This is a genomic window from Pseudoalteromonas sp. PSi26 (assembly GCF_054960575.1).
On the sequence record NZ_JBHNYT010000003.1, the window covers coordinates 53,198 to 78,931 of the forward strand.

At 39.6% G+C, this 25,734-nt stretch carries 19 protein-coding genes; 14 read left to right on the top strand and 5 right to left on the bottom strand.

Going from position 1 to position 25,734, the window contains the following annotated elements; genetic code table 11:
- Positions 1-18 precede the first annotated feature (18 nt).
- From ACFI34_RS04075 to ACFI34_RS04090, 4 genes are all read left to right on the top strand, one after another.
- Positions 19-1,386, top strand: a complete 1,368-nt coding sequence (locus ACFI34_RS04075) for a TolC family protein (RefSeq protein ID WP_462672501.1) — start codon at positions 19-21, stop codon at positions 1,384-1,386.
- A complete protein-coding gene (locus tag ACFI34_RS04080) occupies positions 1,376-2,869 on the top strand; it encodes an efflux RND transporter periplasmic adaptor subunit (protein WP_462672502.1) in 1,494 nt (497 codons plus the stop codon). Before ACFI34_RS04075 ends, ACFI34_RS04080 begins: the two co-directional genes overlap by 11 nt.
- Positions 2,866-5,985, top strand: a complete 3,120-nt coding sequence (locus tag ACFI34_RS04085; RefSeq protein WP_462672503.1) for an efflux RND transporter permease subunit — start codon at positions 2,866-2,868, stop codon at positions 5,983-5,985. The genes ACFI34_RS04080 and ACFI34_RS04085 overlap by 4 nt, the downstream gene beginning before the upstream one ends.
- A gap of 178 nt (positions 5,986-6,163) precedes the next feature.
- On the top strand, positions 6,164-6,619 hold the full coding sequence (locus ACFI34_RS04090) for a hypothetical protein (protein WP_462672504.1): 456 nt from the start codon (positions 6,164-6,166) through the stop codon (positions 6,617-6,619).
- Between the two features lie 70 nt (positions 6,620-6,689).
- Here the strand turns inward: ACFI34_RS04090 and ACFI34_RS04095 are convergent, their stop codons facing one another.
- The 3 genes from ACFI34_RS04095 to ACFI34_RS04105 all read right to left on the bottom strand — a co-directional run bounded on the left by ACFI34_RS04095 (position 6,690) and on the right by ACFI34_RS04105 (position 10,859).
- Positions 6,690-8,177 carry a Ppx/GppA phosphatase family protein gene (locus ACFI34_RS04095; protein WP_462672505.1) on the bottom strand — a complete coding sequence of 496 codons (1,488 nt, stop codon included), beginning with the start codon at positions 8,175-8,177 and terminating at the stop codon, positions 6,690-6,692.
- Positions 8,170-10,257, bottom strand: a complete 2,088-nt coding sequence (gene ppk1 / locus ACFI34_RS04100) for a polyphosphate kinase 1 (protein WP_462672506.1) — start codon at positions 10,255-10,257, stop codon at positions 8,170-8,172. The genes ACFI34_RS04095 and ppk1 overlap by 8 nt, the downstream gene beginning before the upstream one ends.
- Before the next feature lie 95 nt (positions 10,258-10,352).
- A complete protein-coding gene (locus tag ACFI34_RS04105; protein ID WP_462672507.1) occupies positions 10,353-10,859 on the bottom strand; it encodes a glycine cleavage system transcriptional repressor in 507 nt (168 codons plus the stop codon).
- 365 nt (positions 10,860-11,224) lie between these two features.
- Here ACFI34_RS04105 and ACFI34_RS04110 point away from each other — a divergent pair, with 365 nt between their 5' ends.
- The 7 genes from ACFI34_RS04110 (at position 11,225) to ACFI34_RS04140 (ending at position 19,869) form a co-directional block, all read left to right on the top strand.
- On the top strand, positions 11,225-13,459 hold the full coding sequence (locus tag ACFI34_RS04110; protein ID WP_462672508.1) for an ABC transporter permease subunit: 2,235 nt from the start codon (positions 11,225-11,227) through the stop codon (positions 13,457-13,459).
- A 15-nt stretch (positions 13,460-13,474) separates the two neighbouring features.
- Positions 13,475-15,124, top strand: a complete 1,650-nt coding sequence (gene pstA / locus ACFI34_RS04115) for a phosphate ABC transporter permease PstA (RefSeq protein ID WP_462672509.1) — start codon at positions 13,475-13,477, stop codon at positions 15,122-15,124.
- A 27-nt stretch (positions 15,125-15,151) separates the two neighbouring features.
- Entirely contained in the window at positions 15,152-15,979 is an 828-nt protein-coding gene (pstB, locus tag ACFI34_RS04120) for a phosphate ABC transporter ATP-binding protein PstB (RefSeq protein ID WP_006791197.1), read from the top strand.
- A 46-nt stretch (positions 15,980-16,025) separates the two neighbouring features.
- A complete protein-coding gene (gene phoU, locus ACFI34_RS04125) occupies positions 16,026-16,727 on the top strand; it encodes a phosphate signaling complex protein PhoU (protein ID WP_058403784.1) in 702 nt (233 codons plus the stop codon).
- Positions 16,728-16,871: 144 nt separating this feature from the next.
- Positions 16,872-17,549, top strand: a complete 678-nt coding sequence (locus ACFI34_RS04130) for a TIGR00153 family protein (RefSeq protein ID WP_006791195.1) — start codon at positions 16,872-16,874, stop codon at positions 17,547-17,549.
- 39 nt (positions 17,550-17,588) lie between these two features.
- Positions 17,589-18,857, top strand: a complete 1,269-nt coding sequence (locus ACFI34_RS04135; RefSeq protein ID WP_010556661.1) for an inorganic phosphate transporter — start codon at positions 17,589-17,591, stop codon at positions 18,855-18,857.
- An 82-nt stretch (positions 18,858-18,939) separates the two neighbouring features.
- Complete coding sequence (locus ACFI34_RS04140; RefSeq protein WP_462672510.1) at positions 18,940-19,869, top strand: hydrogen peroxide-inducible genes activator; 930 nt, start codon at positions 18,940-18,942, stop codon at positions 19,867-19,869.
- Between the two features lie 30 nt (positions 19,870-19,899).
- Here ACFI34_RS04140 and ACFI34_RS04145 read toward each other — a convergent pair whose 3' ends face one another.
- Both ACFI34_RS04145 and ACFI34_RS04150 read right to left on the bottom strand, forming a co-directional pair.
- The gene (locus tag ACFI34_RS04145; protein WP_462672511.1) at positions 19,900-20,112 is read right to left on the bottom strand and encodes a hypothetical protein; all 213 of its coding nucleotides are present in this window, start codon (positions 20,110-20,112) and stop codon (positions 19,900-19,902) included.
- Positions 20,113-20,305: 193 nt separating this feature from the next.
- A complete protein-coding gene (locus tag ACFI34_RS04150) occupies positions 20,306-22,822 on the bottom strand; it encodes an EAL domain-containing protein (RefSeq protein ID WP_462672512.1) in 2,517 nt (838 codons plus the stop codon).
- Between the two features lie 193 nt (positions 22,823-23,015).
- On the opposite strand from ACFI34_RS04150, the gene queA reads away from it, so the two are divergent.
- From queA to yajC, 3 genes are all read left to right on the top strand, one after another.
- Positions 23,016-24,047, top strand: coding sequence for a tRNA preQ1(34) S-adenosylmethionine ribosyltransferase-isomerase QueA (gene queA / locus ACFI34_RS04155; protein ID WP_462672513.1), 1,032 nt, complete (start codon positions 23,016-23,018; stop codon positions 24,045-24,047).
- 184 nt (positions 24,048-24,231) lie between these two features.
- Positions 24,232-25,359 (top strand): tRNA guanosine(34) transglycosylase Tgt, encoded by a 1,128-nt coding sequence (gene tgt, locus ACFI34_RS04160; RefSeq protein WP_006791189.1) that lies wholly within the window; start codon positions 24,232-24,234, stop codon positions 25,357-25,359.
- Between the two features lie 25 nt (positions 25,360-25,384).
- Positions 25,385-25,720 (top strand): preprotein translocase subunit YajC, encoded by a 336-nt coding sequence (gene yajC / locus ACFI34_RS04165; RefSeq protein ID WP_006791188.1) that lies wholly within the window; start codon positions 25,385-25,387, stop codon positions 25,718-25,720.
- The last annotated feature ends 14 nt before the right edge of the window (positions 25,721-25,734 follow it).

Genomic DNA, 25,734 nt, shown 5'->3' on the forward strand with positions numbered 1-25,734 from the left:
TTTTAAATGGAGCAAGTGATGAATTACGCTTTGAAAATAAATGCAGTGCTATGTTGTTTGACTTTGTTCAGCAGTGCGGCGAATACCCAAGAAGAAAAAACGACTGGCGCAATAGATGAGTATAGCTCTTTACGTACGCTAAACCTATCTCACGCCCTTACCTATGCACTTGCAAATGATCCGTGGTTATCTGCAAGCCACCACCAAGAGCAAGCAGTTATGGCTCAGAGTATTATGGCGGGCACTTTACCCGACCCAACACTCACGCTTGGTCTGATGAACTTACCAACAAATGGTTATGCGTTTGATCAAGAAGGGATGACTCAATTTAAAGTGAGTCTAAGCCAAAAATTTAGCCGCGGTGATAGTCTATCACTGAAACAAAAATCGCTTTTTCAGTCGTCTAAGCAATATCCATGGCAGCGAGCTGATAGGTTGGCTCAGGTAAAAGCGATAGTTATCGAGTTTTGGCTAAATGCTTATAGGGCACAGCGCAGTATTAACTTAATAGAGAAAGACAGAGAGTTATTTACTCAGCTTATTCAAATAACTGAAGCCAGCTACGCAAGTACACAGGGTAAGACACGCCAGCAAGATATTATTCGGGCTCAGTTAGAGCTTACCCGCTTAGAAGATAAGCTACTCACACTTGAGCAACAACTTCACAGTGCTAAAAATCGGCTAGCGCAATGGTTGCCCATAACAATGTTAGAAAAACCTTTAGATGGTAAATTTATAACCCCTCCCGCGCTTACTAATTTTAATACCCTTGAATTTGGTCAACTTATACAATTACTTATGTCTCACCCAGCCATTGTAGCCATAGAGCAAAGTATATTGGCCAAGCAAACACAAGTGAGCTTAGCGAAACAAAGTTATAAGCCACAGATAGGGGTTAATGTGGGGTATGGCTATCGAGCAGACACCCCAATGGGCCAATCAAGAGCCGATTTACTTTCTGTGGGGGTTAGCATTGATCTCCCTTTATTTACGGATAACAGGCAAGACCAACACGTTAAATCGGCTATATCGATTACGGAAGCGGCTAAAACACAAAAAAGGGTTGCTTTGCAAAAGCTCAAAGGTATGTATTTTAAAGAATATAGTCAGCTATCCCAGTTACAAAAACGAAATACGCTATATCAAAATATTTTATTAGTACAAATGGCTGACCAATCACAAGCAACCTTGAATGCTTATACGCGTGATGACGGTGACTTTTCTGATGTTATGCAAGCACGTATTAGTGAGTTAAATGCCAAAATTGACGCGCTTAATATCCAGGTCGATCAACACATTATTATTGCACGCTTAAATTATTATATGAGTAGCTTAGACTCCCAAGTTATGGGCGAACTTCGCGAGGGGCAGACTGATGAATATTAATTTGAAACTATTCATTGCCGCTATTGTAGGGGCTGGTTTATGGGCTGGTTTTACGCAAATTATAGTTGATGAAAAACCGGCCGTAAAACAACCCTTGTATTGGGTGGCGCCCATGGACAGCAATTATAGACGTGACGCTCCTGGCCTCTCTCCTATGGGGATGGATTTAGTGCCCGTTTACGACGAAGTTGGTAATAGTGAAAGTGAAAAAGGAGCGATTACTATTTCGCCAGTGGTAATTAATAATTTAGGAGTGAAAACCACTAAGGTGCAGTTAAAAACACTGCAAAGTAACATCAATACAGTGGGTTATGTGCAATATAACCAAGATGAAATTACTCATATTCACCCTCGTGTAGAAGGGTGGCTTGAGGATTTATACGTTAAAGCGCAAGGCGATAAGGTAAACGCCGGCGAACCTTTGTATACCTTATATTCACCGCAGCTAGTTAATGCACAAGAAGAGTTTTTATTGGCAGTAAATAGAAATAACAATGTACTAATTCGTGCTGCAAAGGCACGTTTAGAGTCGTTAAATGTATCTGCTGAATTTATTGAGCGCTTACAAAAAAATAAGCAAATAATGCAAAATATTACCTTTTATGCTCGTCAAAGTGGGATTGTTGATGAGCTGAATGTGCGAGAAGGTTTTTATGTAAAGCCAGGTACGTCAATGATGAGTATTGCTCAACTTGATGAAGTATGGGTGGAGGCGGAAATATTTGAACGTCAATCGTCGCTTATTAGTGTTGGCCTACCGGTAACCATGACCCTTGATTATTTTAAGGGAAAAATATGGCAAGGGCAGGTCGATTATATTTATCCTGCGCTCGATGCTCAAAATAGAACACTTCGGGTCAGGCTCCGATTTACAAATAAAGACCTTAAGCTAAAAGCGAATATGTTTGCTCAGGTGACTATTCATACAAAAGCGAGTGAACCTCAGCTTGTAGTACCAAAAGAAGCTGTAATTCGTACGCAACATCAAAACCGCGTAGTTATAGCATTAGGCGAAGGGCGCTTTAAATCTGTTGAAGTACAAGTAGGACAAACAAGCGTTGATGAAACGATTATTTTATCAGGTGTGGTGGTAAACGATAGCGTGGTTACCTCGGCACAATTTTTAATAGATTCTGAGTCGAGTAAGCTTTCAGACTTTAAGCGAATGGAGATGCCAGCTGCTGATAGTAGTAACGATGACAACTCTCAAAGTGCAACCGTAAATGGCGTTATAAATACAATTGATGCAGCAAATCGAGTTGTAAATATTAGTCGTGAAGCTATTCCAAAGTGGAACCGAGGTCCAGCAACAATGAACTTTGTTCTGGCACCGCATATAGAGGTTAACTCGCTTATTAAAGGTCAAACCATTGATTTCACGTTTAGTATTATTAATGATGATTTTGTGATCACCGCTTTAAATAATATAGACGCAATAGATCACTCCTCAATGCAACATACGATGGGCGAGGAAGTAAAATGATTACTGCTGTTATTCGCTGGTCTGTTCATAACCGGTTATTGGTATTGTTGCTTACATTAATTTTAGTGGGCGGTGGTGTGTTTGCCGTTAAAAATACGCCCGTAGATGCCTTGCCCGATTTATCTGATGTGCAAGTTATTGTAAAAACATCGTATCCAGGGCAAGCACCACAAGTGGTTCAAGACCAAGTTACTTATGTGCTTACTACTGCTATGTTATCGGTGCCAGGGGCAAAAACCGTAAGAGGCTTTTCATTTTTTGGCGACTCGTATGTTTATATTATTTTTGATGACAGCACTGATTTGTACTGGGCGCGAAGCCGAGTGCAAGAATACCTAACACAAGTTGCAAACCGCCTGCCTAAAGGTGCAACGCCAGAGCTTGGGCCCGATGCAACGGGTGTTGGTTGGGTTTACCTATATGCCCTTATTGATAAAACAAATACGCTTGATATTAGCCAATTGCGAGACTTACAAGATTGGTTTTTAAAGTTTGAATTACAAACTGTGCCGGGTGTTTCTGAAGTTGCCTCTGTAGGGGGAATGGTTAAGCAGTATCAAGTAAATGTAGATCCTAATAAGCTGCGTGCTTACGGCATTCCGTTGAGTCTTATTCAAACTGCAATAGAGCAAGGAAACCAAGAAACAGGCGCCTCTGTTATTGAAATGGCCGAAGCGGAATACATGGTTACTAGCACTGGGTACATAAAAAGTGTTGCCGATTTAGAGGCTATTCCATTAGGTACTAATGCAAATGGCACTGCTTTGCAGTTACGTGATGTCGCGAATATTCGCCTAGGCCCACAAATGCGCCGTGGCGTGAGTGATCTTAACGGTGAAGGCGAAGCTACCGGTGGTATTGTTGTTATGCGATACGGCGAAAATGCACAAAAAACCATTGAACTGGTTAAGGCTAAGCTCGAATCGCTTAAAAAAGGATTACCACAGGGCGTTGAGGTTATTCCCGTTTACGATCGCTCAAACTTAATAAACAACGCAATAAGTAATCTGACAAGCAAACTTGTTGAAGAGCTGATTGTTGTAGCGCTTGTGTGTGTTGTGTTTTTGTTTCATGTGCGCTCATCTTTGGTGGCTATTATTACCTTACCGCTGGGTATTTTAACAGCGTTTATTGTGATGTATTGGCAAGGAATTAACGCTAATATTATGTCTTTGGGCGGGATTGCGATTGCCATAGGGGCAATGACCGATGGCGCCATAGTAATGATTGAAAATATGCATAAGCATATGGAAAAAACGCCCCTGACTGATCAAAACCGTTGGGAAGTCGTTATTAAAGCGACAAGCGAAGTAGGCCCAGCGCTGTTTTTTAGTTTATTAATTATTACCGTGAGTTTTTTGCCTGTATTTATTTTAGAAGCGCAAGAAGGGCGAATGTTCTCACCTCTTGCTTACACTAAAACTTATGCAATGGCGGCTTCAGCAGGATTAGCGATCACCCTAGTGCCTGTATTGATGGGCTATTTTATAAGAGGTAAGGTAATACCTGAAAATAAAAATCCCGTTAATAGATTGCTTGTAGCGGCTTATCGGCCTTTGCTCAGATGGGTGCTTAATTTTCCAAAAACGACTTTAATATTTGCCCTAGTTATGACCTTGGTAGGTTTTTACCCACTGAACAAAATAGGTAGCGAGTTTATTCCGCCACTTGATGAGGGGGATTTAATGTATATGCCCTCTACATACCCAAGTATATCAATAGCTAAAGCTCGAGAGATTTTGCAGCAAACAGATAAATTAATCGCAACCGTGCCGGAGGTTAAAACAGTTTTTGGTAAAGTCGGGCGAGCTGAAACAGCCACCGATCCCGCGCCACTGACAATGATTGAAACGTTCATTCAATTAAAGTCCAAAGACGAGTGGCGAGAGGGAATGACGCTTGAAAAACTCAAAACCGAACTTGATGCATTAGTCACGTTTCCTGGTTTAACTAATGCATGGGTTATGCCCATTAAAACACGCATAGACATGTTGGCAACCGGTATTAAAACCCCAATAGGTATTAAAGTGGCAGGTCCACAGTTAAGTGAAATTCAAAATATTGGTGAGCAAATAGAAGCACTACTTGCTGATATTCAAGGCACTGTATCTGTTTACTCTGAGCGAGTGGCTGGTGGACGCTACGTAAAAATTGATATAAACCGTGAAAAAGCAGCGCGTTATAATTTAAACATAAGCGATATACAGCAAGTTATAGCAACGGCTGTTGGCGGTAAAAATGTAACACAAACAATAGAAGGGCAGGCTCGTTATTCGGTTAACGTGCGTTATCCGCAAGTTTTTAGGAATTCACCTGAAGCCCTCATGTTATTGCCCATTGTGACGCCACAAGGACAGCATATTGCACTTGGAGATGTCGCTAATGTATTTATTGAAAATGGCCCGTCTGGCATTAAAAGTGAAAATGCACGTTTAAATGGTTGGGTTTATATTGATATAGATGGCGTAGACATTGGTAGTTATGTTGAAAGCGCGAGAGCCGTGCTCGATGAGCGTTTGATACTGCCTTCGGGATATTCTATTTCATGGGCTGGGCAGTATGAATATATGCAACGTGCAAAAGAGAAGCTCACCTACGTAGTGCCTCTCACCTTGGCCATTATTATTGTGCTGCTCTATCTTAATTTTAAAAGCTTTGCTGAGGTAACTATTATTATGTGCACACTGCCATTGGCTATGATAGGTGGTGTATGGCTCATGTACCTTCAAGGTTTCAACTTTTCAGTCGCCGTAGGGGTCGGTTTTATTGCACTGGCCGGTGTTGCCGTGGAGATTGGGGTGATTATGCTGGTTTATTTAAATCAGGCATATCAAAACATGTGTTTAACAGCTAAGCGAGCTGATAAACCACTTTCGTTAGCTCAGTTACAGCAAGCAATTACTGAAGGTGCCGGGTTACGTGTGCGTCCTGTAATGATGACGGTGGCTACTATTGTTATTGGTTTATTACCTGTGCTTTATGGAACGGGTACCGGCAGTGAAGTAATGAGCCGAATTGCAGCGCCTATGGTGGGTGGTATGGTAAGCGCAATAATGTTGACCTTATTGGTTATTCCTGCGGTTTACTTATTATGGAGAAAAAAGGCCATTAAGTAACAGTGATAGGGTAATGACTTATCATTGCCCTATAAAAATTACTCATCGTTTGTAAGTTATTCTACTAATTTACATTTTAATCTATCTATAAGTTTTAACTCATTGTTTTAAAGTGTATTTTTTGTTGGCATGATTCAAGCAACCCGTAACTTATCAGTTAACTAAGTAAGGAATGCACATGCAAGTTAAAACAATTAAAGAGGTATACGACTGGACCGTATTATTTCATACGCAAATGGCGGCTAATTTTTATAGCGTGAAACCAATACTTGATGAGCGTAATGCCATGCTGGTGGATTATTACCTTAATTACGAAAAAAAACTCGCTGAAGATTTAGTGGGTTTTAAAGCGATTACCGAAATTAACACGCTCGACACATTTTGCTATGAGTACTTTGCCAGCAACCCCGAACTTATTACGTTTAACGATATCAGTAAAGATAAGCAGTTAGATGAAAAAGCAATTCAAGATTACTTATCGAGTCAGCATCAAAAAGTGATTGCGCTTTACGATTATCTTCTTGAGCGTGCAGAAACGCAAAATGCGCAAGAGAAGCTAGATCAGCTACTAGAGCTTGAAAAGCAAGGGCTTAAACAGATGATGCAAAGTACAAATCGCCATATGGATATGTAATTAGCTAAAGTATACTTAGCTAAAAGTAGGGTGTAATAGCACCCTGCTTAATTATTTACTCTTCAAAATATTATGAGCAGTTAAGACTTATTCCTACCTTTTTCAAATAACGTTGTTCTAGTTCTAAATCTGCATTAAGTAACGTGTGTGTTTGTAAATAATTATCGTAAAATTTAATAAAAAGCCCTGTGGCATTAGCGCTAATATTCATATTAGGTTGCTGGCTAATTTGGCGTTTTTGATTAAATAAAACAGCTAAGCGTAAAATAGTAACAAGCTTAATTACATGTTGCTGCGCGATTGTTGTGAACTCTGGTAATTCATCACGTTTAATTTTTTTTCGGTAAAAGCGAATTAGCGAGCTTAAAATGAGTTGTTCTTGCTGAGTAAAGCCAGGAAGCTGGCTATTTGCCACAATGTAAGCGCTGTGTTTATTAATACCTGAAGAGTTAATAGACAAGCCAATTTCGTGTAGCTTAGCAGCCCAATTAAGAAGCGCTATGTCGTTAATATCATCTAGTTGCCACGCTTTGCTAAGGCGTTCGTATATCCAAGTAGCTGTATTAGCAACGCGTGAGGCATGGGCTTTATCTACTGTGTATCGTTCACTCAGGTTATTGATTGTATTACTGCGAATGTCTTTATCGGCGAGTTTTTGCTGCATTTCATGAAGTAGCCCCTCTCTTAAAGAGAAGTCACTATAAGTGAGCTGATTAATTGAGAATTCTTTAAAAACAGCAATAAGAATGGCAAGTCCTCCACATAGACTCTGCTGACGCTCAGGTGTTAATCCTTCTATACTTATATTATCGATATGTTTAGCGGCAATGCATTGATGCTTAAGAGCCAGTAAATCGTCAATACTTACAAATGTTTGTTGCGGTTTTTGTGCGCACACCATGGTTAAAATAGATTTTATGGTGCCTGATGTACCAATTACATCTTGCCAACCTTCGTTAATGTAGTTGGCAAAAATAACTTCGATTTCTTGTTCCGCTTTTATTTCAGCTCGATTAAAACGCTTAGCCGTAATAGCTCCACCACTAAAAAACTGTTTTGTGTAGCTAACACAGCCCATATTACGGCTTGTAAGAAGCTTATGCTTGAAGTGCTTACCAATAATTAGTTCGGTACTGCCTCCGCCAATATCGATAATAAGGCGGTTCTCTTCGTTATGAACATAATGAGCCACACCTTGATAAATAAGCCGAGCTTCTTCTTGCCCTGGGATCACATCAATATGAAATGGAAATACCTTACTCGCCTGAGTTAAAAAGGCATGAATATTTTTGGCGCGCCTAAAAGTGTAAGTAGCAGCTACTTTTACATTGCCATGAGGAAAGTCTTCAAGGGTGTTTGCAAACTGCTTAAGTACAAGTAGTGCACGGTCTATGGCTGCTTGGTTTAGTCTTAATTTATCGTCTAGGCCATCGGCCAAATAAACACGCTGTTTCTCTTTATGCAGAATTTGTAATGTGCCATCCACTTCGCGCGCAACGACCAAGTGAAAGCTATTCGAACCTAGATCGACGGCCGCTATTGATGGGTGATCATTCATTATTATAATTACCCTCCCATTTTTTTAAGTGATCGTATATTGCTATTTGTGAGCGAATTTTTTTTCTGTTACCGCGCCTAACATAGGTATTTTTTTGCTCGCTATCGATTAGCCGAGCTTTGGTACGGTCTTTAAATTGTAGCTCTAAAATATCCATAATGAGCTGTTTTAATTTATTATTTAAAATAGGGACTCCCACTTCAACGCGTTGATCAAGATTGCGAGTCATCCAATCGGCGGAAGAAATATACACCTTATCATTGCCATTATTGCCAAATACCATTACGCGAGGATGCTCTAAAAAGCGATCAACAATACTAATCACTTTTATGTTTTCGCTAAAGTGAGCCACCCCCGGTATTAATGAGCACATACCACGTACAATAATTCGAATTTTTACTCCACGACGACCGGCATAATAAAGTTTATCTACAAGTTGTTTATCAACTAAGTTATTTACTTTAATTGTAATTTTTCCTGTGAAACCATCTTCAACATGCTGAATCTCTTTATCAATTAAATCCAATAAAGTGTCGCGAGCATTAATAGGGGAGAGCATTAAATATTCAAAATTAAAGGGCTTGTAGCTGCTTTCTATAAACTTAAATACGCTATCGCATTCTTCACAAATACCGTTATGTTTTGTGAAAAGGCTAAAGTCAGTGTAGATTTTAGCTGTTTTTTCGTGAAAGTTTCCGGTACCGATATGGGCGTATTTAACTATTTTGTTTTTTTCTTTACGGTGAATAACACATAGTTTGCTGTGCACTTTTAGGGCTGGAATACCAAAAATAACTTTTATTCCAGCACTGCTAAGAACTTTAGCCCATTCAATATTGTTCTGTTCATCAAAGCGTGCTTTAAGCTCAACCATTACCGTGACACTTTTGCCATTTTTAGCGGCATTGATGAGTAAAGAAATAAGCCGAGACTTACTCGCCACTCGATAAATATTTACTTTAATCTGCGTCACCATAGGATCAAATGCGGCTTGGCGAACATACTCCAGTAAATGATTAAATGTGTGATATGGGTAGTAGAGCAGTATGTCTTGCTCGCTTATTGCGTCAAATACGCTGCTGTGTTTGTTAAAAGCTGTGCTTTGTATTGCTGGAAGTGGTTTGTTTTCAAGGTATTGGCGACCTACATTAGGAAAAGCAATAAAGTCTCTAAAATTACGGTATCGACCCGCGGGTATCAGCGCATCATGATGACTCACGTTTAAACGTTTTTTCATCACTTTTAACATACTTTCTGGCATGCTCTCGTCGTAAACAAGACGTACAGGCTCTGCATAAATACGTTGTTTAAGACCCTTAGACATTTTATCGAGCAGACCTTCTTCTAGCTCATCGTCTAAGTTGTATTCTGCATCTCGTGTGAGTTTTATTGCATGACCTTGAATTTTATCAAAGTGAAAAAAGTTACTAAAAACATCATTTAAAAAGTAAGAAATAACGTCATCAAGCATAACAATGGTTTTACGACGACGTGTCTTTTCAGGCGGTAATATAATAAAACGGGGTACTCGGTCTGTAGGGACTTCAAGCATAGCGTAATGGCTTTTTTCGTCACTCATTTCAATAAACAAGTAAGTCATTGTGTCGTTTATATAGTCGGAGTAATCTTTATTTTCATTAAGTAAAATGGGTGATATATGCTGTAAAACCTTGTCATGAAAATACGCTTTAAGCCAATTAAGATGAAAATCTGTTAATTTTTCGGGGCGGTCAACATGGATATTATGAGTGGTTAAATCGTTTAGAATTTGTTGGTGTATTAGGTTAAATTTTTTGCCTAGCTGCAAAACTTTTTGTTGAATTTGACTTAATAAAGCTTCATCTTCTTCAAAATTAGCATCGGGAAGTTTGTTTAATAAAATACGGCGTTTAACGTCGGCAACACGCACCCTAAAAAATTCATCAAGGTTATTAGAAAAAATCCCCAAAAACCGCATGCGTTCAATTATTGGATTATTTTTGTCTTTAGCCTCTTGTAGAACGCGCTCGTTGAATGATAGCCAACTAAGCTCTTTGGCAAAGTATTCAATGGTTTGAGTATGTTCTATGTGGGCATTCATATTATATTCCATTATTTAACGCTGAGTTAAATATAGAACAATTTAATGACATTAAAATGACATGCGTGTCACTTGTATGACACGCAATATAAAAATTATGCTTCTTCTGTGTCTACTATTAAGTCGCTGGTTATTGACTCGAGGGCATCAATTACTTCGTCTTTATCCATTCCGTTAGGTAAGGTAACGGTTGCAACAGCGCTAAAAATAGGGACTCCCCAGTTAGGTGCGCTTTGTTGTCTAGAATTTAAATGAGTAATACTTGCTCCTTTGTGTCGTATTACGCTTGCGAGCTCTTGGACAATACCAGGGCGATCGTTTCCTGTGATTACTAAATTGATTTGTTCACGTGGTGAAGCTTCAATTTCAGTATTGCCAGCTTCAATACGTACTTCAAGTTTTGGTAAAGCGGTAAGCGCATTTTGCAGTTCCTGGAAATGCTCTTCAGCAACTTCTAACTGAATTATGCCTGCAAAATGACCTAATAAATGGCTAAGGTTACTACATAACCAGTTGCCATGATTTTTTAAAACTACCGATGAAATATCTTCTACTAAGCCTGGACGATCCTTTCCTAAAATAGTTATTACCAACTGTTTCATAAATTGTGCCTCTCTTTAAGCCCGAAGAATGTAAATGCGTAGACATTAAATAAAATATGTTTTGATGCTGACACGCTCATATAGGCTAATGATTTTATTATGTTAATAATTAATTTAAAGTGAATGAAAGTAAGGTAAGCGCATCACTTAATCTACCATCTGAGTATTAACCTCGTTAAATGCTTTGTCCAATTATTTTTGTTATTTAGCTCCCTTCTAAATGACTAATCTAACGCTTAATTAATACAATAACTTATGCCACCTTAGATATACCTTTAATTAGAGTGCTTATTATAACCGTTGTAACATTACTGTCATCTTGATGAAATATAATTTATAGAACGTTAAGATTTAAAGGTGTTTTGATGACTTCCAATCCGAATAAACCGTCTTTTAATACGGATCGAAGCCGTCTATTTAAAGACAGGTTTGCCAAATTTGGCATAACCGCCGGTGGAGTAATGGTATTAATAGCGCTGTTGTTAATATTTTTCTACCTTCTTTATGTAGTGCAGCCAATTTTTGAGTCGGCTAAAGTTGAAAAGCGTGACAGCTTCACAGTAAGTAACGCAGATCAAATAGTTGGCTTAGGTGTTGAAGAGCAAACCGAAGTTGCTTATTTACTAAGCCAACAAGGCCAAGTTGATTTTTACAATGTAGAAAAAGCAAGTTTTGGTAAAAAACTCAAGACGCTTAATGTTGCTCTTCCAAGCGAAGTAACAAGCTTTGCAACGAGTGCACCGTTTCAAGGCCAATACGCATATGGTTTAGAAAACGGCACTGTGATGGTGGTTGTACCTAAGTTTTTAGTTACCTTTCCAAATAACGAACGCAAATTAACGCCACGCGTTGATTACCCGCTTGGTGAAATGGCGTTAGAAGTTGATGCTCAAGGCGCTGCTATCAAGCGTTTTGCGTTTTCTCACTATGAAGATAAAACGGCGGTTGTTGCATTAACCGCAGATAAGCGCGTTTTGTTTAGTAGCTTTGTTGCTGAAGAAAACATGTTTACGGGTGAGGTAGAGTGGGTTGTTGAGCGAACGGAGCTTGATATTGAAGGTCGTGTAGATGAGCTTTTAATTTCACCAGATACAACACGTACGTTTATTCGTTCAGCTAATCAAATCTACGTTTATGATACGCGCTATCCAAGTGAAGTAGAGCAAATCCAGTTATTATCGGCTAATGAAGAAAACGCTAATATAGTGTCTGCTCAGTTACTTGCGGGTGCAAACTCATTAATGCTTGCTAACGATAACGGTGAAGTATCGCAGTGGTTTGAGGTAAACACAGACGCTGGTCGTCAGTTCCAAAAAATTCGTGCATTTGAAACAACCAAACAAAGCAAATTAAATATTTTTACAGAATTTTATCGCCGTACCTTTTTCACTACCAGCAGCAACGGTGAGCTTGGCGTTTACTACACAACAAGCGAAGCTAAGTTGTGGCAGGGTAAAGTAAGTGAAGGCGAAATTAAACACTTTGCAATTGCTCCACGTTCAAATGCTGCGTTAATTTTAGCTGATGGCAAATTAACGGTATTAGAGGTTCACAACGAACACCCTGAAGTAACATGGTCTGCGTTATGGCAAGAAGTGTGGTACGAAGGTTACCCAGAGCCTGCATATATTTGGCAGTCAACATCTGCAAGCGATGACTTTGAATCTAAATTTTCGCTAGTGCCTATTTCGTTCGGTACAATTAAAGCGGCTTTTTACGCTATGTTATTTGCAGTACCAATTGCGATTTCGTCGGCAATTTACACTGCGTACTTTATGTCGAGTGGATTACGTAAGGTTGTAAAGCCAACCGTTGAAATAATGGAAGCACTTCCTACGGTTATTTTAGGCTTTTTAGCGGGCCTTTGGTTAGCGCCTTTAATTGAAGAGCACTTACCTGCAATTGTTGGCTTACTCATTTTATTACCTATTGGTATTTTAGGTTCAGCACTTGCGTGGACAAAATTACCAGCAAGTATTCGCCATAAAATACCTGAAGGGTCTCATTCAATTATTTTGATTCCTGTTGTGTTAGTTGTTGGTTGGTTTTCGTTCGCATTGAGCGAAACAGTAGAGCTGTGGATGTTTGACGGTAATGTTCGCCAGTATCTAACAAACGAGTTAGGCATGACATTCGACCAACGTAATTCATTGGTAGTCGGTATAGCAATGGGTTTTGCAGTGGTTCCTACTATTTTCTCTATTGCGGAAGACGCCGTATTTAGTGTACCTAAGCACTTATCAAATGGTTCATTAGCACTAGGGGCTACTCAATGGCAAACACTCGTACGTGTTGTGCTGTTAACCGCAAGCCCAGGTATATTTTCGGCGGTAATGATGGGCCTAGGCCGTGCCGTGGGCGAAACCATGATTGTGCTCATGGCAACAGGTAACACACCGATTATGGACTGGAGTATTTTCCAAGGCATGAGAACGCTGGCAGCTAATATTGCGGTAGAAATGCCTGAATCAGAAGTGGGTAGCTCGCATTACAGAATATTGTTTTTAGCCGCCTTTGTTCTATTCATATTCACCTTTGTATTTAACACGTTAGCTGAGTTTGTTCGCCAGCAGTTACGTGAAAAATACAGCTCAATGTAAGTGGAGAGACACGACATGGTAAAGCAGTGGTTTAAGTCTGGTTCTCCTTGGATTTGGATGACCGGCGGTGCAGTGAGCATCAGCTTAATTTCGGTTTTAGGTATATTAGCGATGATAGCCTGGAAGGGATTAAGTTTTTTCTGGCCTTCTCAAGTTGTGCAGTTTGAGCTTGAAGGCTCGATTGCCAAGCAAACCGTTATTGGTGAAGTTTACGACCGTGAACTCGTACCAAAAGAACGTTTGGCAGCGACAGGTGTTGATGTTTCAGCATTTGATAAAGAAGAATTTGAACGTTTACTTATAAAAACAGGTAACCGTGAATACGTAGCTCTAGATTTTCGTTGGATACTTGAAACCGACATAAAAGCAAAGTCTACACCCGCTACGCTTGCAGTATTTGAACGTAGTAAAAATGGTAATTTTTACGGGTATGTAGAAAGTGTATTTAAAGATGGCAAGCCAGTAGAGGGCGATAAAGTAGAGGCTTTATATGACCTTGTTGAGCGTGCTGTAGATTTAAATGATGAAGCACTGGATTTACAAAATGGCGATATAGGTCATATCAACTATGAACTTGAGCGCTTACGCTTAAAAGAGAAAAGCTACTTACTTGATAACCAGTTAACAGATGAACGTGTTGCAGAGCTTGCAAAAATGCGTGCTGAATTACGTGCAGAGTACGGCGAACTTGAAAAAGAGTTATTTGCACTGCGCAAACAGGCTAAGCGCGACCATGTTACGGTAAAAGATATGCGCGGCGAAATAGTCACGATCCCAATGTATCAAGTACTTGATGTTTGGTTTCCGAACGACATGGGCTTTTTTACAAAGCTAGGTCATTACTTTGGTCAATTAGGCAAGTTTGTATCTGACGATCCACGCGAAGCAAATACTGAAGGGGGCGTATTCCCTGCTATATTTGGTACTGTATTTATGGTTATGTTGATGGCCGTGATAGTTACGCCGTTTGGTGTTGTTGCTGCTATTTACTTGCACGAATACGCGGCTAAAAATGCGGTCACAAAAATGATTCGTATCGCGGTAATCAACTTAGCGGGTGTACCTTCCATTGTTTATGGTGTATTCGGTTTAGGCTTTTTTGTATACATGCTTGGTGGCAGTATTGACCAGTTGTTTTACCCAGAGTCTTCACCAACGCCAGTATTTGGCACACCGGGTGTCATGTGGTCTGCATTAACATTGGCAATACTAACTTTACCCGTGGTTATTGTATCTACGGAAGAGGGTTTATCACGTATTCCAAGCACTGTACGTGACGGTTCATTAGCATTGGGTGCAACTAAAGTTGAAACCCTATGGCGTATTGTAATTCCAATGGCAAGCCCTGCAATTATGACGGGGTTAATACTGGCTGTTGCACGTGCAGCAGGCGAAGTTGCACCCCTGATGTTGGTAGGTGTTGTTAAAATGGCACCCACGTTACCATTAGACGGCAACTTTCCATATTTTCACTTAGACAGAAAGTTCATGCACTTAGGCTTTCATATTTACGATGTTGGCTTCCAAAGCCCGAATGTTGAAGCGGCACGTCCGTTGGTATATGCAACGGCATTTTTACTTGTGTCGGTTATCATTACACTCAATATAACGGCCATTGGTATACGTAACCATTTACGTGAAAAATTCAGATCGCTTGAACACTAATTAGTAAAGATTTAATAGGTAACAAACATGATTACAGTCGCTCCAAAAGTAAACCAAGCCAATTTGGGCATGAAGTTAGATTTAGACAATTTAACAGACGAGCAAAAAGCGTTAGAGATTAAAGATCTCGATCTTTACTACGGTGATAAACAAGCGCTTAGTAAAGTGAATATGAACATTCCAAAAGGCCAAGTAACGGCGTTTATCGGCCCATCAGGTTGTGGTAAATCAACCCTATTACGCTGTATTAACCGAATGAATGATTTGGTTGATATTTGTCGAATTGAAGGTGAAATACTCCTTCATGGACAAAATATTTACGATAAAAATGTAGATGTTGCGGCGCTTCGCCGTAACGTTGGGATGGTGTTTCAGCGTCCTAATCCATTTCCAAAATCGATTTATGAAAATGTAGTCTATGGTCTACGCTTACAGGGCATTAAAGAAAAGCGTAAGTTAGACGAAGTAGTAGAGCAGTCATTACGTGGCGCAGCTTTATGGGATGAAGTAAAAGATAGACTACACGACAGTGCGTTTGGTTTATCAGGCGGTCAGCAACAGCGTTTAGTTATTGCTCGTTCTATTGCGATAGAGCCTGAGGTTTTATTGCTAGATGAACCAACGTCGGCACTTGATCCAATTTCTACTTTAGTTATTGAAGAGTTAATTAACGATTTAAAGAACAAATTTACCGTTGTTATTGTTACGCATAACATGCAACAAGCAGCGCGAGTATCTGACCAAACAGCCTTTATGTACATGGGTGAGCTGATTGAGTACTCAGATACAAATACCTTATTTACAACACCAACGAAGAAAAAGACTGAAGATTATATTACAGGTCGTTACGGCTAAATAATTAACAGTACTGTGTTGTACAAGATTTAGAGAGAAGGTAATTATGGAACATAATATTAATAAGCATATTTCTGGCCGCTTTAATCAAGAGCTTGAAAATGTTCGTAACCATGTACTAAGCATGGGTGGATTAGTTGAACAGCAACTAAGTAGTGCACTTGATGCGGTAAGCACAAACGATGCAGAACTTGCAGAAAAAGTGCGTCAAAACGACTACAAAGTTAATGCCATGGAAGTGAGTATTGACGAAGAATGTACGCGTATTATTGCGCGTCGCCAGCCCGCGGCAAGCGATTTACGTTTGGTGATTGCTATTGCAAAAACTATTGCTGACCTCGAGCGTATTGGCGATGAAGCTGAGCGTATTGCAAAAGTGGCTCTCGATTCCTTCACTAAAGATCAACAAGATTTGTTAGTGAATATTGAAAATATGGGTCGTCAGGTTTTAAAAATGTTACACGATGTACTTGATGCGTTTGCACGTATGGATGTGCAACGCGCATTTGAAGTACACAAAGAAGATGCTAAAGTTGATCGTGAATATGAAGCAATAACACGTCAAATTATGACGTACATGATGGAAGATCCACGTTCAATTCCAAAAATTATGGATTTAGTTTGGTCAGTGCGTTCATTAGAGCGAATTGGTGACCGCTGTCAGAACATTGCCGAGTACATTATCTACTTTGTAAATGGTAAAGATATTCGCCATATATCACAGGAAGATATTGAAAAATCGCTTTAAAGTTCATTAGCGCATTTTTAACAAAGCGGCTATAAGCCGCTTTGTTTGTTTAGCGATAAGTTAAATAATAAAAACCGTTCACAATTGTTGTGAATACTGTAAAATCGCATGCTGCACGCATGTAATTTGATTAAAGGGTCAGTTATGCCTACAAACGCGTTTTTAGGGGTTTTTGCAAAATCTCCTTTCAAACCAATGGAAGATCACATCAAAAAAGTTCATCAAGCGAGTAAAGCTTTGATACCTTTTTTTAATCACGTTTTTAAAGAAGAGTGGACACAAGCAGAAGAGCTTCGTATCACTATTCGTAATTTAGAGCGTGAAGCCGATGACATGAAAAGAGACATACGTTTACAGTTACCACGCGGTTTATTTATGCCGGTAGAACGTACAGATCTGCTCGAATTAGTAACCCAACAAGACAAAATTGCTAATAAAGCAAAAGACATTGCTGGGCGCGTAATCGGTCGTGAAATGACCATACCAGCAGTAATGCAAGCTGATTTCTTGGCTTATTTAACTCGTTGTGTGGATGCAACTAAACAAGCATCTAAAGCAATAAACGAGTTAGAAGAGCTATTAGAAACAGGCTTTAAAGGTCGCGAAGTGACCTTAGTAGAAAAAATGCTCGTTGAATTGGATGCAATAGAACAAGACACGGATGACATGCAAATTAAAGTACGACGCCAACTACGTGAAGTAGAAAGTGAGCTTAACCCTGTAGATGTAATGTTTTTATACAGCATTATTGAATGGGTTGGTGAGCTTGCAGATATTGCAGAGCGCGTAGGATCACGTCTTGAGCTGATGTTAGCTCGTTAATTTAAAATCAGTTCAAACACGAAAGATTAAGGTTATACAATGGATATCATTGCATCTTACGGCACGGTATTAGTTTTAATTGCCGCGGCTGTTGGTTTTTTCATGGCTTATGGTATTGGCGCGAACGACGTTGCGAACGCCATGGGTACATCTGTAGGTTCAAAAGCATTAACAATTAAACAAGCTATTTTAATAGCTATGGTTTTTGAGTTTGCTGGTGCTTATTTAGCAGGGGGTGAAGTTACATCAACTATTCGTAAAGGAATAATTGATGCTGCACCGTTTGCAAACATCCCAGAGCTGATGGTTTTAGGTATGATTGCCGCGCTATTTGCCGCGGGTTCATGGCTATTAATCGCTTCATTCTTAGGTTGGCCAGTATCAACAACTCACTCTATTATCGGTGCAATCATTGGTTTTGCGCTGGTTGCAGTGGGTACAGAAGCAATCCAGTGGAATAAAGTAGGCGGTATTGTGGGAAGCTGGATCATTACACCAGCGATATCCGGCTTTATTGCGTATCTAATATTCATGAGCGCACAAAAGCTTATATTTGATACCGATGCACCATTAAAGAACGCTAAACGCTACGTACCAATCTACATGGGGTTAGCGGGTTTTATCATGGCTTTAGTTACAATCAAAAAAGGTTTAAAGCACGTTGGTATTAACCTAGGTTCTGTTGAAGGCTATGCGCTTTCAATTGGTGTTGCAGTGGTTGTTGCCATCATTGGTAAAATTGCCATTTCTCGCTTAAACATCGACCCTAAAGCTGACAAGCAAATGCAATTCAATAACGTAGAAAAAGTGTTTGCGGTATTAATGGTGTTAACGGCTTGTTGTATGGCATTTGCTCACGGTTCTAACGATGTTGCTAATGCAATTGGTCCACTAGCTGCTGTTGTAAATATTGTTGAAAACAATGGTGAAATTGCTAAGAAAGCAGCGATTGCTTGGTGGATTCTTCCACTAGGTGGCTTTGGTATTGTTGCAGGTCTTGCCATTTTAGGTAAAAAAGTAATTAAAACAATTGGTGAAGGCATTACACATTTAACGCCTAGCCGTGGTTTTGCTGCAGAACTTGCCGCTGCTTCTACTGTTGTTATTGCATCAGGAACTGGTATGCCAATCTCTACTACTCAAACCTTAGTGGGCGCGGTACTAGGTGTAGGTATGGCACGTGGTATTGGTGCACTTAACATGAGCGTTATCAGAAACATTGTAGTTTCTTGGGTAATAACGTTGCCAGTTGGTGCTGCCCTTGCTATTGTTATCTTCTACGTACTGAGAACCGCATTTGGGGTTTAACAAAAAAGTACTAAAAGACTTTTAGCTTGAAAAGATCTCAATGCCTTAGGTATTGGGGTCTTTTTATTTGTGGAAAGAAAAAATGACCAATCTTCCAAGTATTAAACAGCTTCAGTATTTACTCGCTGTTCATCAGCATCAGCATTTTGGCCGTGCAGCCAGTGCCTGTTTTATTGGCCAGTCGACACTAAGTAGTGCCATTCAAAACCTTGAAGAAACGCTAGGTTGTCAACTTATTGAGCGTGAAAACCGAAGCCTTATGTTTACAAGCATAGGTGAAGAGGTTGTTGAGCGTTCACGAAAAATAATCAACGACACTATCAGTTTAAAAGAGCTTACAAAAAGCTTTTTAACGCCGCTGAGCGGCAAGTTAACAGTTGGCGTGATCCCGACTATTGCAAGCTTTATTGCAGCGCCTTTGTATCACTTTTGTCAGCAAACTTTTTGTGAATTAGAGTTGGTATTAATTGAGGATACTAGCGACAAATTACTGGATAAGCTAGAGCATGGACACATTGATTTAGCGTTACTGGCATTACCGTATGCAACCGACAAGTTTCATACCCAAATTTTAGCGAAAGATCATTTTAGCCTAGTGCACCATAAAGATTATATGCCAGCAAAGGGCGTAGAAGACTTTAATTTATTACCTGATGCCAGTGTGTTTTTGTTAGAGCGAGAGCACTGTATGACGGGTCACGCGCTGAGTGCATGCCATTTAAACCGCTCAAGCTGTATTAACCCATTTGAAGCGGCCAGCTTACATACATTACTCAGCATGGTTGAACATCAGCTCGGGGTGACTTTTTTACCACAAATGGCTATTAATGCCGGTATTTTAGAAAATAAACAGATGGTAGCAACACCGTCGCAAAGCGATGCTTACAGAGATATTGGTATTCTTTGGCGAAAAACTACAGGACGTATTCGCGATTTTAAATTGTTTAGCGAGCAGCTTGAGGTGTTTTTACAGCGCCAATGTAGTTTAAACTTTAATGAGCCAGACAATTAAATTTAATCGCTATTAAAAAGTTAAAGCAGCCTACAATGGCTGCTTTTGACGTTGAACGTGGCTTTCAAATGGTTCCAGTTCAGGTAAGAAGAGTAAGTAAATCCATACCACTACATTAAAATAGGGTAAGCACCCTAATGCAGTAAATACCTTAACGGGGTAACCTTTTAAACTTGCATACCTGTAACATTGGTATGCAATAATAAAGTGAATGATTAGTAATAATATAACTAGTTGCGCCATACCTTCCTCCCTAAAACCCTTGTAGCTTAAAATTAACGATGTATTGCTAGTGGGTAATGTCATGTTTATACAGTGTAATCCATTAATTTACATGACATCCTCTTTATCTGATAAGGAAAGTATAGGCAAGAAAGAAGATAATGGAAGAAAAAAGTGACGTAAAATTGTTCGAATTTGTTAGTTTTAACCTAGGCTACTGTTGGTAAATACTTTTATTTTGATAAATTTTTTCAAGCTCATCATTTATTTTTTCAACAGGAACGGGGCGAGCAATAAAGTAGCCTTGTCCGTAGTCGACACCAATGTCCCTTAAAGTAGTAAATAATTCTTTATTTTCAACGTATTCCGCAACAGAATATTTATCGAGTGAGCGGCTAATGTCGTTAATTGCTTTTACCAAAGCAAGGTCAATGGGGTCATTGAGCATGTCGCGAACAAACGAGCCATCTATTTTTACATGTTGAGCCGGTAGCTGTTTTAGATAGCTAAAGGTACTAAAGCCAGTCCCAAAATCGTCTATTGAAAAGTGACACCCTAAAGAGTTAAGTTTATCAATCATCTTACGTGTAGCTTGTATGTTATTTATGCTTGCAGATTCGGTGATCTCAAAAATAATCCGAGTAGCGGGAACATTGTACTTTTCAAGGTTCGACTCAATGAGTGGTAGCAGTCGCTCATCTAAAAATGATTGCGCAGATAGATTAATGGCAACTTGGCTAAGTTGAGGGTATTTTGCAACACTTTTAATCGCATTTCTAATTACGCACTGATCCATTAAAAAGGTGTCGTTAAGCATTTCTAGAGACGGAATAAACTGGTTAGGGTAAATGAGAGTGCCTTTAAGTTTTAACCGCAATAGCGCCTCAAAGTACGCAACTTTTTCTGCTTTAAAATCCCATATAGGCTGGTAATGCAATTCAATATTATTCTGTTGAAGTGCTTGGCGGATTTCGTGTCCCCACTCAAGACCTGTTTGAAGCGTATTGTTTTGCGCATCTTCTTTTGAGTAGCAATGGACTAAATTACGGCCTAGGTTTTTTGCAATATATAAAGCAATATCGGCTTGCTTTAGGCACTCATTTGGGTCGTTATTGTTTACTGTAATTTGCGTCAAGCCGATAGAGCAGCTTATTGTGTAGCTTTGCTCTTTTGACTTAAAGGTATGCTGCTCTATGGCACTACAGACACCTTCTGCAATAAGGTGCGCATCGAGTAAGTTCATATTTTTTAGAATGACGGCAAATTCATCGCCACCAATACGACATACTAAATGTTCTTTTTCAATGTTGTCTTTAAACAGCTGTGCCACATCTTTTAACACCAAGTCGCCTTGATGATGGCCTTGGCTATCATTAATAATTTTAAAATGATCAAGGTCAATGTAAATCAAGGCATGCTCAACATCGCTGTGAGTATGTTTGGGTTTACAAATACGACTTAGTTCTTGGTCAAAGTGGTATCGGTTGTGTAAGCCAGTTAATGGATCATGCAGTGCAAGATGGCGTAATTGAAGTTCGGCTTGCTTACGCTCGTGAATGTTATCAATAGTGACAGTGATCGTTGCATTATTACGTCTGTTTTTAATTAGCTGTAACCTACATTCAACCCAAATTTGGCCACCGCTTTTATGTTGGAGTTTTATTTCTATTTGCTGATGATCGTTCCCACCACCGAGTATATCGTCGATGGTTGCTTTTAGCTTTATTTGACATTCTCCAGTATAAAATTGGGTTAGGCTTTTTTGCAGGCTTGTTTTAACGCCAAAACCACTTAAGGTTTCCCAGGCTGGATTTATAAAGCGAATTTTTCCTAACTGGTCGAGCTCAAGAACAACTGTATTAAGGTGCAATAATATGCGCTGATGAGCTGAAAATAGTTCTTTATACCTCACTTCGCTTACGCTTAACTGCTCTACTTTTTGAGCAAATTCAGCGTAGCTCACCATAAAGTCTTCTCGGCGAGCGGCATGATCACATACTTTATTTAAAAATGAAGGTTCGTAAGGGGCGCGAATAAAATCAGTTACGCCCGATAGCAAAAGCTGCTCGGCATAGTCTGCATCAGCATTATCTATAATGGTTACAATGGCTTGCTTAGGGTTGTGCTGTAAAATATTTTCAACAAGAAAGCTAGATTCATCGGTTTTTTCTTGCGTGGTATCAAGCAGTACTATTGAGAACTGTTGTTGGTTGTACTGGCTTAATGCGGCTTTACACGTTGTGACATGTGTAATAGCAAAATTTAGTTTTAGTTCTTCAGTTATAGACTCCGCTTTATTTGCGTGGGGCTCTAACAAAAGTAGGTTTAGTCGACTGCTTTTTTCTAAATGTGTAGATAAAACATTGGCCAGAACTTGGGGGAGCATATCTTGGTTTTCAAAAGGTAAAACAGCATCGATTCCGTAACTTCGGGCGGTTGTTTCTGCAATTCGTTCGCAGTAAGTTGGGGGCATCAACAAAATAGGGGTGTTTTTAGGAGTTTTTAATAGTCCTGAGCGAATCATACGAGAAAAACGCCAACCGTCTATTTTACCCACATTTAATCCAGTGATAATAATATCAACCGGTTGTTGCTTAAGAGTTTTAAGGGCTTCCTGGCTATCGTTTGCTTCAATAAAGCTAAATACGTTAAGCTTTTTTAAAGTATCTTTAATCACCCTGCGCTCAGCACGGCTTGCATTTAAAATTAGCAAATTTAATTGTTCTGCCACGCAGGAGATCCTAAAAATCGTAATTTACTACCATTACTAAGGGTAATAAGTTTTGTTAGTAAGAACAAGTAGATTTGAATAATCCCCCAGAATAGAAGGATGCTCAGGTTTACAGTAGTTGGATTGGCTTCTTGAGCTTAATTGACGATAGATATACACTTGGCGCGATTTTTAATGATGTGGATTACCAACTATGCGCGTAGCTGACTTTAGTTTTGACTTACCCGATGAATTAATTGCTCGCTTTCCAAAAAAAGATCGTACGAGTAGCCGCTTATTAAGCCTCGATGGTCCAACAGGGGAGATAAGCCATAAAGTATTTAGTGATATTCTTGAGCTAGTTAACGAAAACGACTTACTTATATTTAATAATACGCGAGTAATACCAGCACGTATGTTTGGTCAAAAAGCATCGGGCGGTAAGGTTGAGGTCCTTGTAGAACGAGTATTGGATGAGCACCGTGTACTTGCCCATGTTCGTGCAAGTAAATCATTAAAACCAGGCAACGAAGTTATTTTAGAAGGTAAAGCCAAAGCTACTATGATTGCCCGTCACGATACTTTATTTGAACTTGAATTCGATCACAGCAAAAATGTACTCGATACACTTAATGATATTGGTCACATGCCGTTACCGCCTTATATCGACCGACCAGATAATGAAGCTGATCGCGAACGTTATCAAACAGTATATGGTGAAAAACCAGGGGCTGTGGCAGCGCCTACAGCAGGCTTACATTTTGACGAGCCGCTTATGGCTGCGCTTAAAAATAAAGGTGTAAACATGGCCTTTGTCACGTTACACGTAGGCGCAGGTACATTTCAGCCCGTGCGTGTAGAGACTATTGACGAACACGTCATGCACTCAGAATACATTGAAGTACCACAAGATGTTGTGGACGCTGTAGCACAGACTAAAGCGAGCGGTGGGCGAGTGATTGCTGTTGGTACTACATCAATGCGTTCGCTTGAATCAGCTGCAAAAATACATGGCGGTAAATTAGATACTTACTTTGGCGATACCGATATTTTTATTTTTCCGGGTTACCAATTTAACGTCGTCGATGCCATGGTCACTAATTTCCATTTACCTGAGTCAACGTTAATTATGTTGGTGAGCGCGTTCAGCGGACAAGACAACATAATGGGTGCCTACAACATAGCAATAGAACAAAAATACCGCTTTTTTAGTTATGGCGATGCTATGTTTTTAACACGTAAATAGCGCTGTTCTATTTATTATCAAATATAACTAACACTCAACCCCAGCATACTTGCTGGGGTTTTTAGTTGTAGATGATTATCACGAGCGAATTTACCGCAGCTAATAGTATTAGCAGTGCAAAAAGGGTAGAATCGAGCGGTTAAATTATAGCTTGTTGGACTGTTTTTCCGACATTGAGGATGATATGAAATTTGAATTAGACCGCACCGACGGTAAAGCGCGCCGCGGCCGCTTGATTTTTGACCGTGGTGTAATAGAAACGCCCGCATTTATGCCTGTAGGTACTTACGGTACTGTTAAAGGGATGACACCTGACGAAGTAAAAGCAACAGGTGCGCAAATTTGTTTAGGTAATACCTTTCACTTAATGCTTCGCCCTGGTACTGAAATTATTAAACAGCACGGTGATTTGCACGACTTTATGAATTGGGACTTCCCAATTTTAACTGACTCAGGCGGCTTCCAAGTATTTAGTCTTGGCGCAATGCGTAAAATTACCGAAGAAGGTGTTTTGTTTCAGTCACCTGTAAACGGTGACCAAATAATGATGTCGCCAGAAAAATCAATGGAAGTACAACGTGATTTAGGCTCAGATATTGTAATGATATTTGACGAATGTACGCCATACCCTGCAACTGAAAAAGAAGCTAAAGACTCTATGGAGTTGTCTCTTCGTTGGGCTAAACGCTCAAAAGAAGGTCACGGCGATAACCCTTCTGCGTTATTTGGTATTATTCAAGGTGGTATGTACCCAGAATTACGTGCACAATCACAAGCCGGTTTAGAAGAAATTGGCTTTGACGGTTATGCGCTAGGTGGTTTATCAGTTGGTGAACCTAAAAACGAAATGATGAATATTCTTGATCATTGTGCGTACAAAATGCCTGAAAATAAGCCGCGTTACTTAATGGGTGTTGGCAAGCCAGAAGATTTGGTTGAATCGGTACGCCGTGGCATAGATATGTTTGACTGTGTTATGCCAACGCGTAATGCACGTAATGGTCACTTATTTATTACCACCGGTATTATTAAAATACGTAACGCAGTGCATAAAACAGATACCGGTCCACTCGACCCTGATTGTGATTGCCATACGTGTAAAAATTACTCACGTGCTTATTTACATCACCTTGATAAATGTAACGAAATTTTAGGTGCACGACTAAACACAATACATAACTTACGTTACTATCAGCGTGTTATGGAAGGCCTGCGCAATGCAATTAGCGAAGGTAAACTAGAAGAATTTGTAAAAGATTTTTACGCTCGCCGCGGCCAAGAAGTGCCAGAGCTTGCAGATATAAAAAATTAAACTTTAAATTTAAAGAGGAAGTATTATGAGTTTATTTATTTCAAACGCACACGCATCAGCTGGCGCACCTGCAGCCGGTGGCGGCATGGAAATGCTAATCATGTTAGCTATTTTCGGTTTAGTTTTTTACTTTTTAATTTACCGCCCACAAGCTAAGCGTGTTAAAGAGCATAAAGGCTTAATGAATGCGATGGCTAAAGGCGATGAAGTACTAACCCAAGGTGGTTTAGTAGGTAAAATTGTTAAAATTGCAGAAGATAAAGATTTCATCGTTATCTCTTTAAATGAGCAAGCAGAAGTTACAGTACAAAAAGCATCTGTATCTGCTGTATTGCCAAAAGGCACAATGAAGTCGCTATAAAAATAATAAGGACG

Coding starts and splice junctions, on each gene's coding strand:
- ACFI34_RS04075 (WP_462672501.1), top strand. CDS start 19: ATGAATTACGCTTTGAAAATAAATGCAGTGCTATGTTGTTTGACTTTG.
- ACFI34_RS04080 (WP_462672502.1), top strand. CDS start 1,376: ATGAATATTAATTTGAAACTATTCATTGCCGCTATTGTAGGGGCTGGT.
- ACFI34_RS04085 (WP_462672503.1), top strand. CDS start 2,866: ATGATTACTGCTGTTATTCGCTGGTCTGTTCATAACCGGTTATTGGTA.
- ACFI34_RS04090 (WP_462672504.1), top strand. CDS start 6,164: ATGCAAGTTAAAACAATTAAAGAGGTATACGACTGGACCGTATTATTT.
- ACFI34_RS04095 (WP_462672505.1), bottom strand. CDS start 8,177: ATGAATGATCACCCATCAATAGCGGCCGTCGATCTAGGTTCGAATAGC.
- ppk1 (WP_462672506.1), bottom strand. CDS start 10,257: ATGAATGCCCACATAGAACATACTCAAACCATTGAATACTTTGCCAAA.
- ACFI34_RS04105 (WP_462672507.1), bottom strand. CDS start 10,859: ATGAAACAGTTGGTAATAACTATTTTAGGAAAGGATCGTCCAGGCTTA.
- ACFI34_RS04110 (WP_462672508.1), top strand. CDS start 11,225: ATGACTTCCAATCCGAATAAACCGTCTTTTAATACGGATCGAAGCCGT.
- pstA (WP_462672509.1), top strand. CDS start 13,475: ATGGTAAAGCAGTGGTTTAAGTCTGGTTCTCCTTGGATTTGGATGACC.
- pstB (WP_006791197.1), top strand. CDS start 15,152: ATGATTACAGTCGCTCCAAAAGTAAACCAAGCCAATTTGGGCATGAAG.
- phoU (WP_058403784.1), top strand. CDS start 16,026: ATGGAACATAATATTAATAAGCATATTTCTGGCCGCTTTAATCAAGAG.
- ACFI34_RS04130 (WP_006791195.1), top strand. CDS start 16,872: ATGCCTACAAACGCGTTTTTAGGGGTTTTTGCAAAATCTCCTTTCAAA.
- ACFI34_RS04135 (WP_010556661.1), top strand. CDS start 17,589: ATGGATATCATTGCATCTTACGGCACGGTATTAGTTTTAATTGCCGCG.
- ACFI34_RS04140 (WP_462672510.1), top strand. CDS start 18,940: ATGACCAATCTTCCAAGTATTAAACAGCTTCAGTATTTACTCGCTGTT.
- ACFI34_RS04145 (WP_462672511.1), bottom strand. CDS start 20,112: ATGGCGCAACTAGTTATATTATTACTAATCATTCACTTTATTATTGCA.
- queA (WP_462672513.1), top strand. CDS start 23,016: ATGCGCGTAGCTGACTTTAGTTTTGACTTACCCGATGAATTAATTGCT.
- tgt (WP_006791189.1), top strand. CDS start 24,232: ATGAAATTTGAATTAGACCGCACCGACGGTAAAGCGCGCCGCGGCCGC.
- yajC (WP_006791188.1), top strand. CDS start 25,385: ATGAGTTTATTTATTTCAAACGCACACGCATCAGCTGGCGCACCTGCA.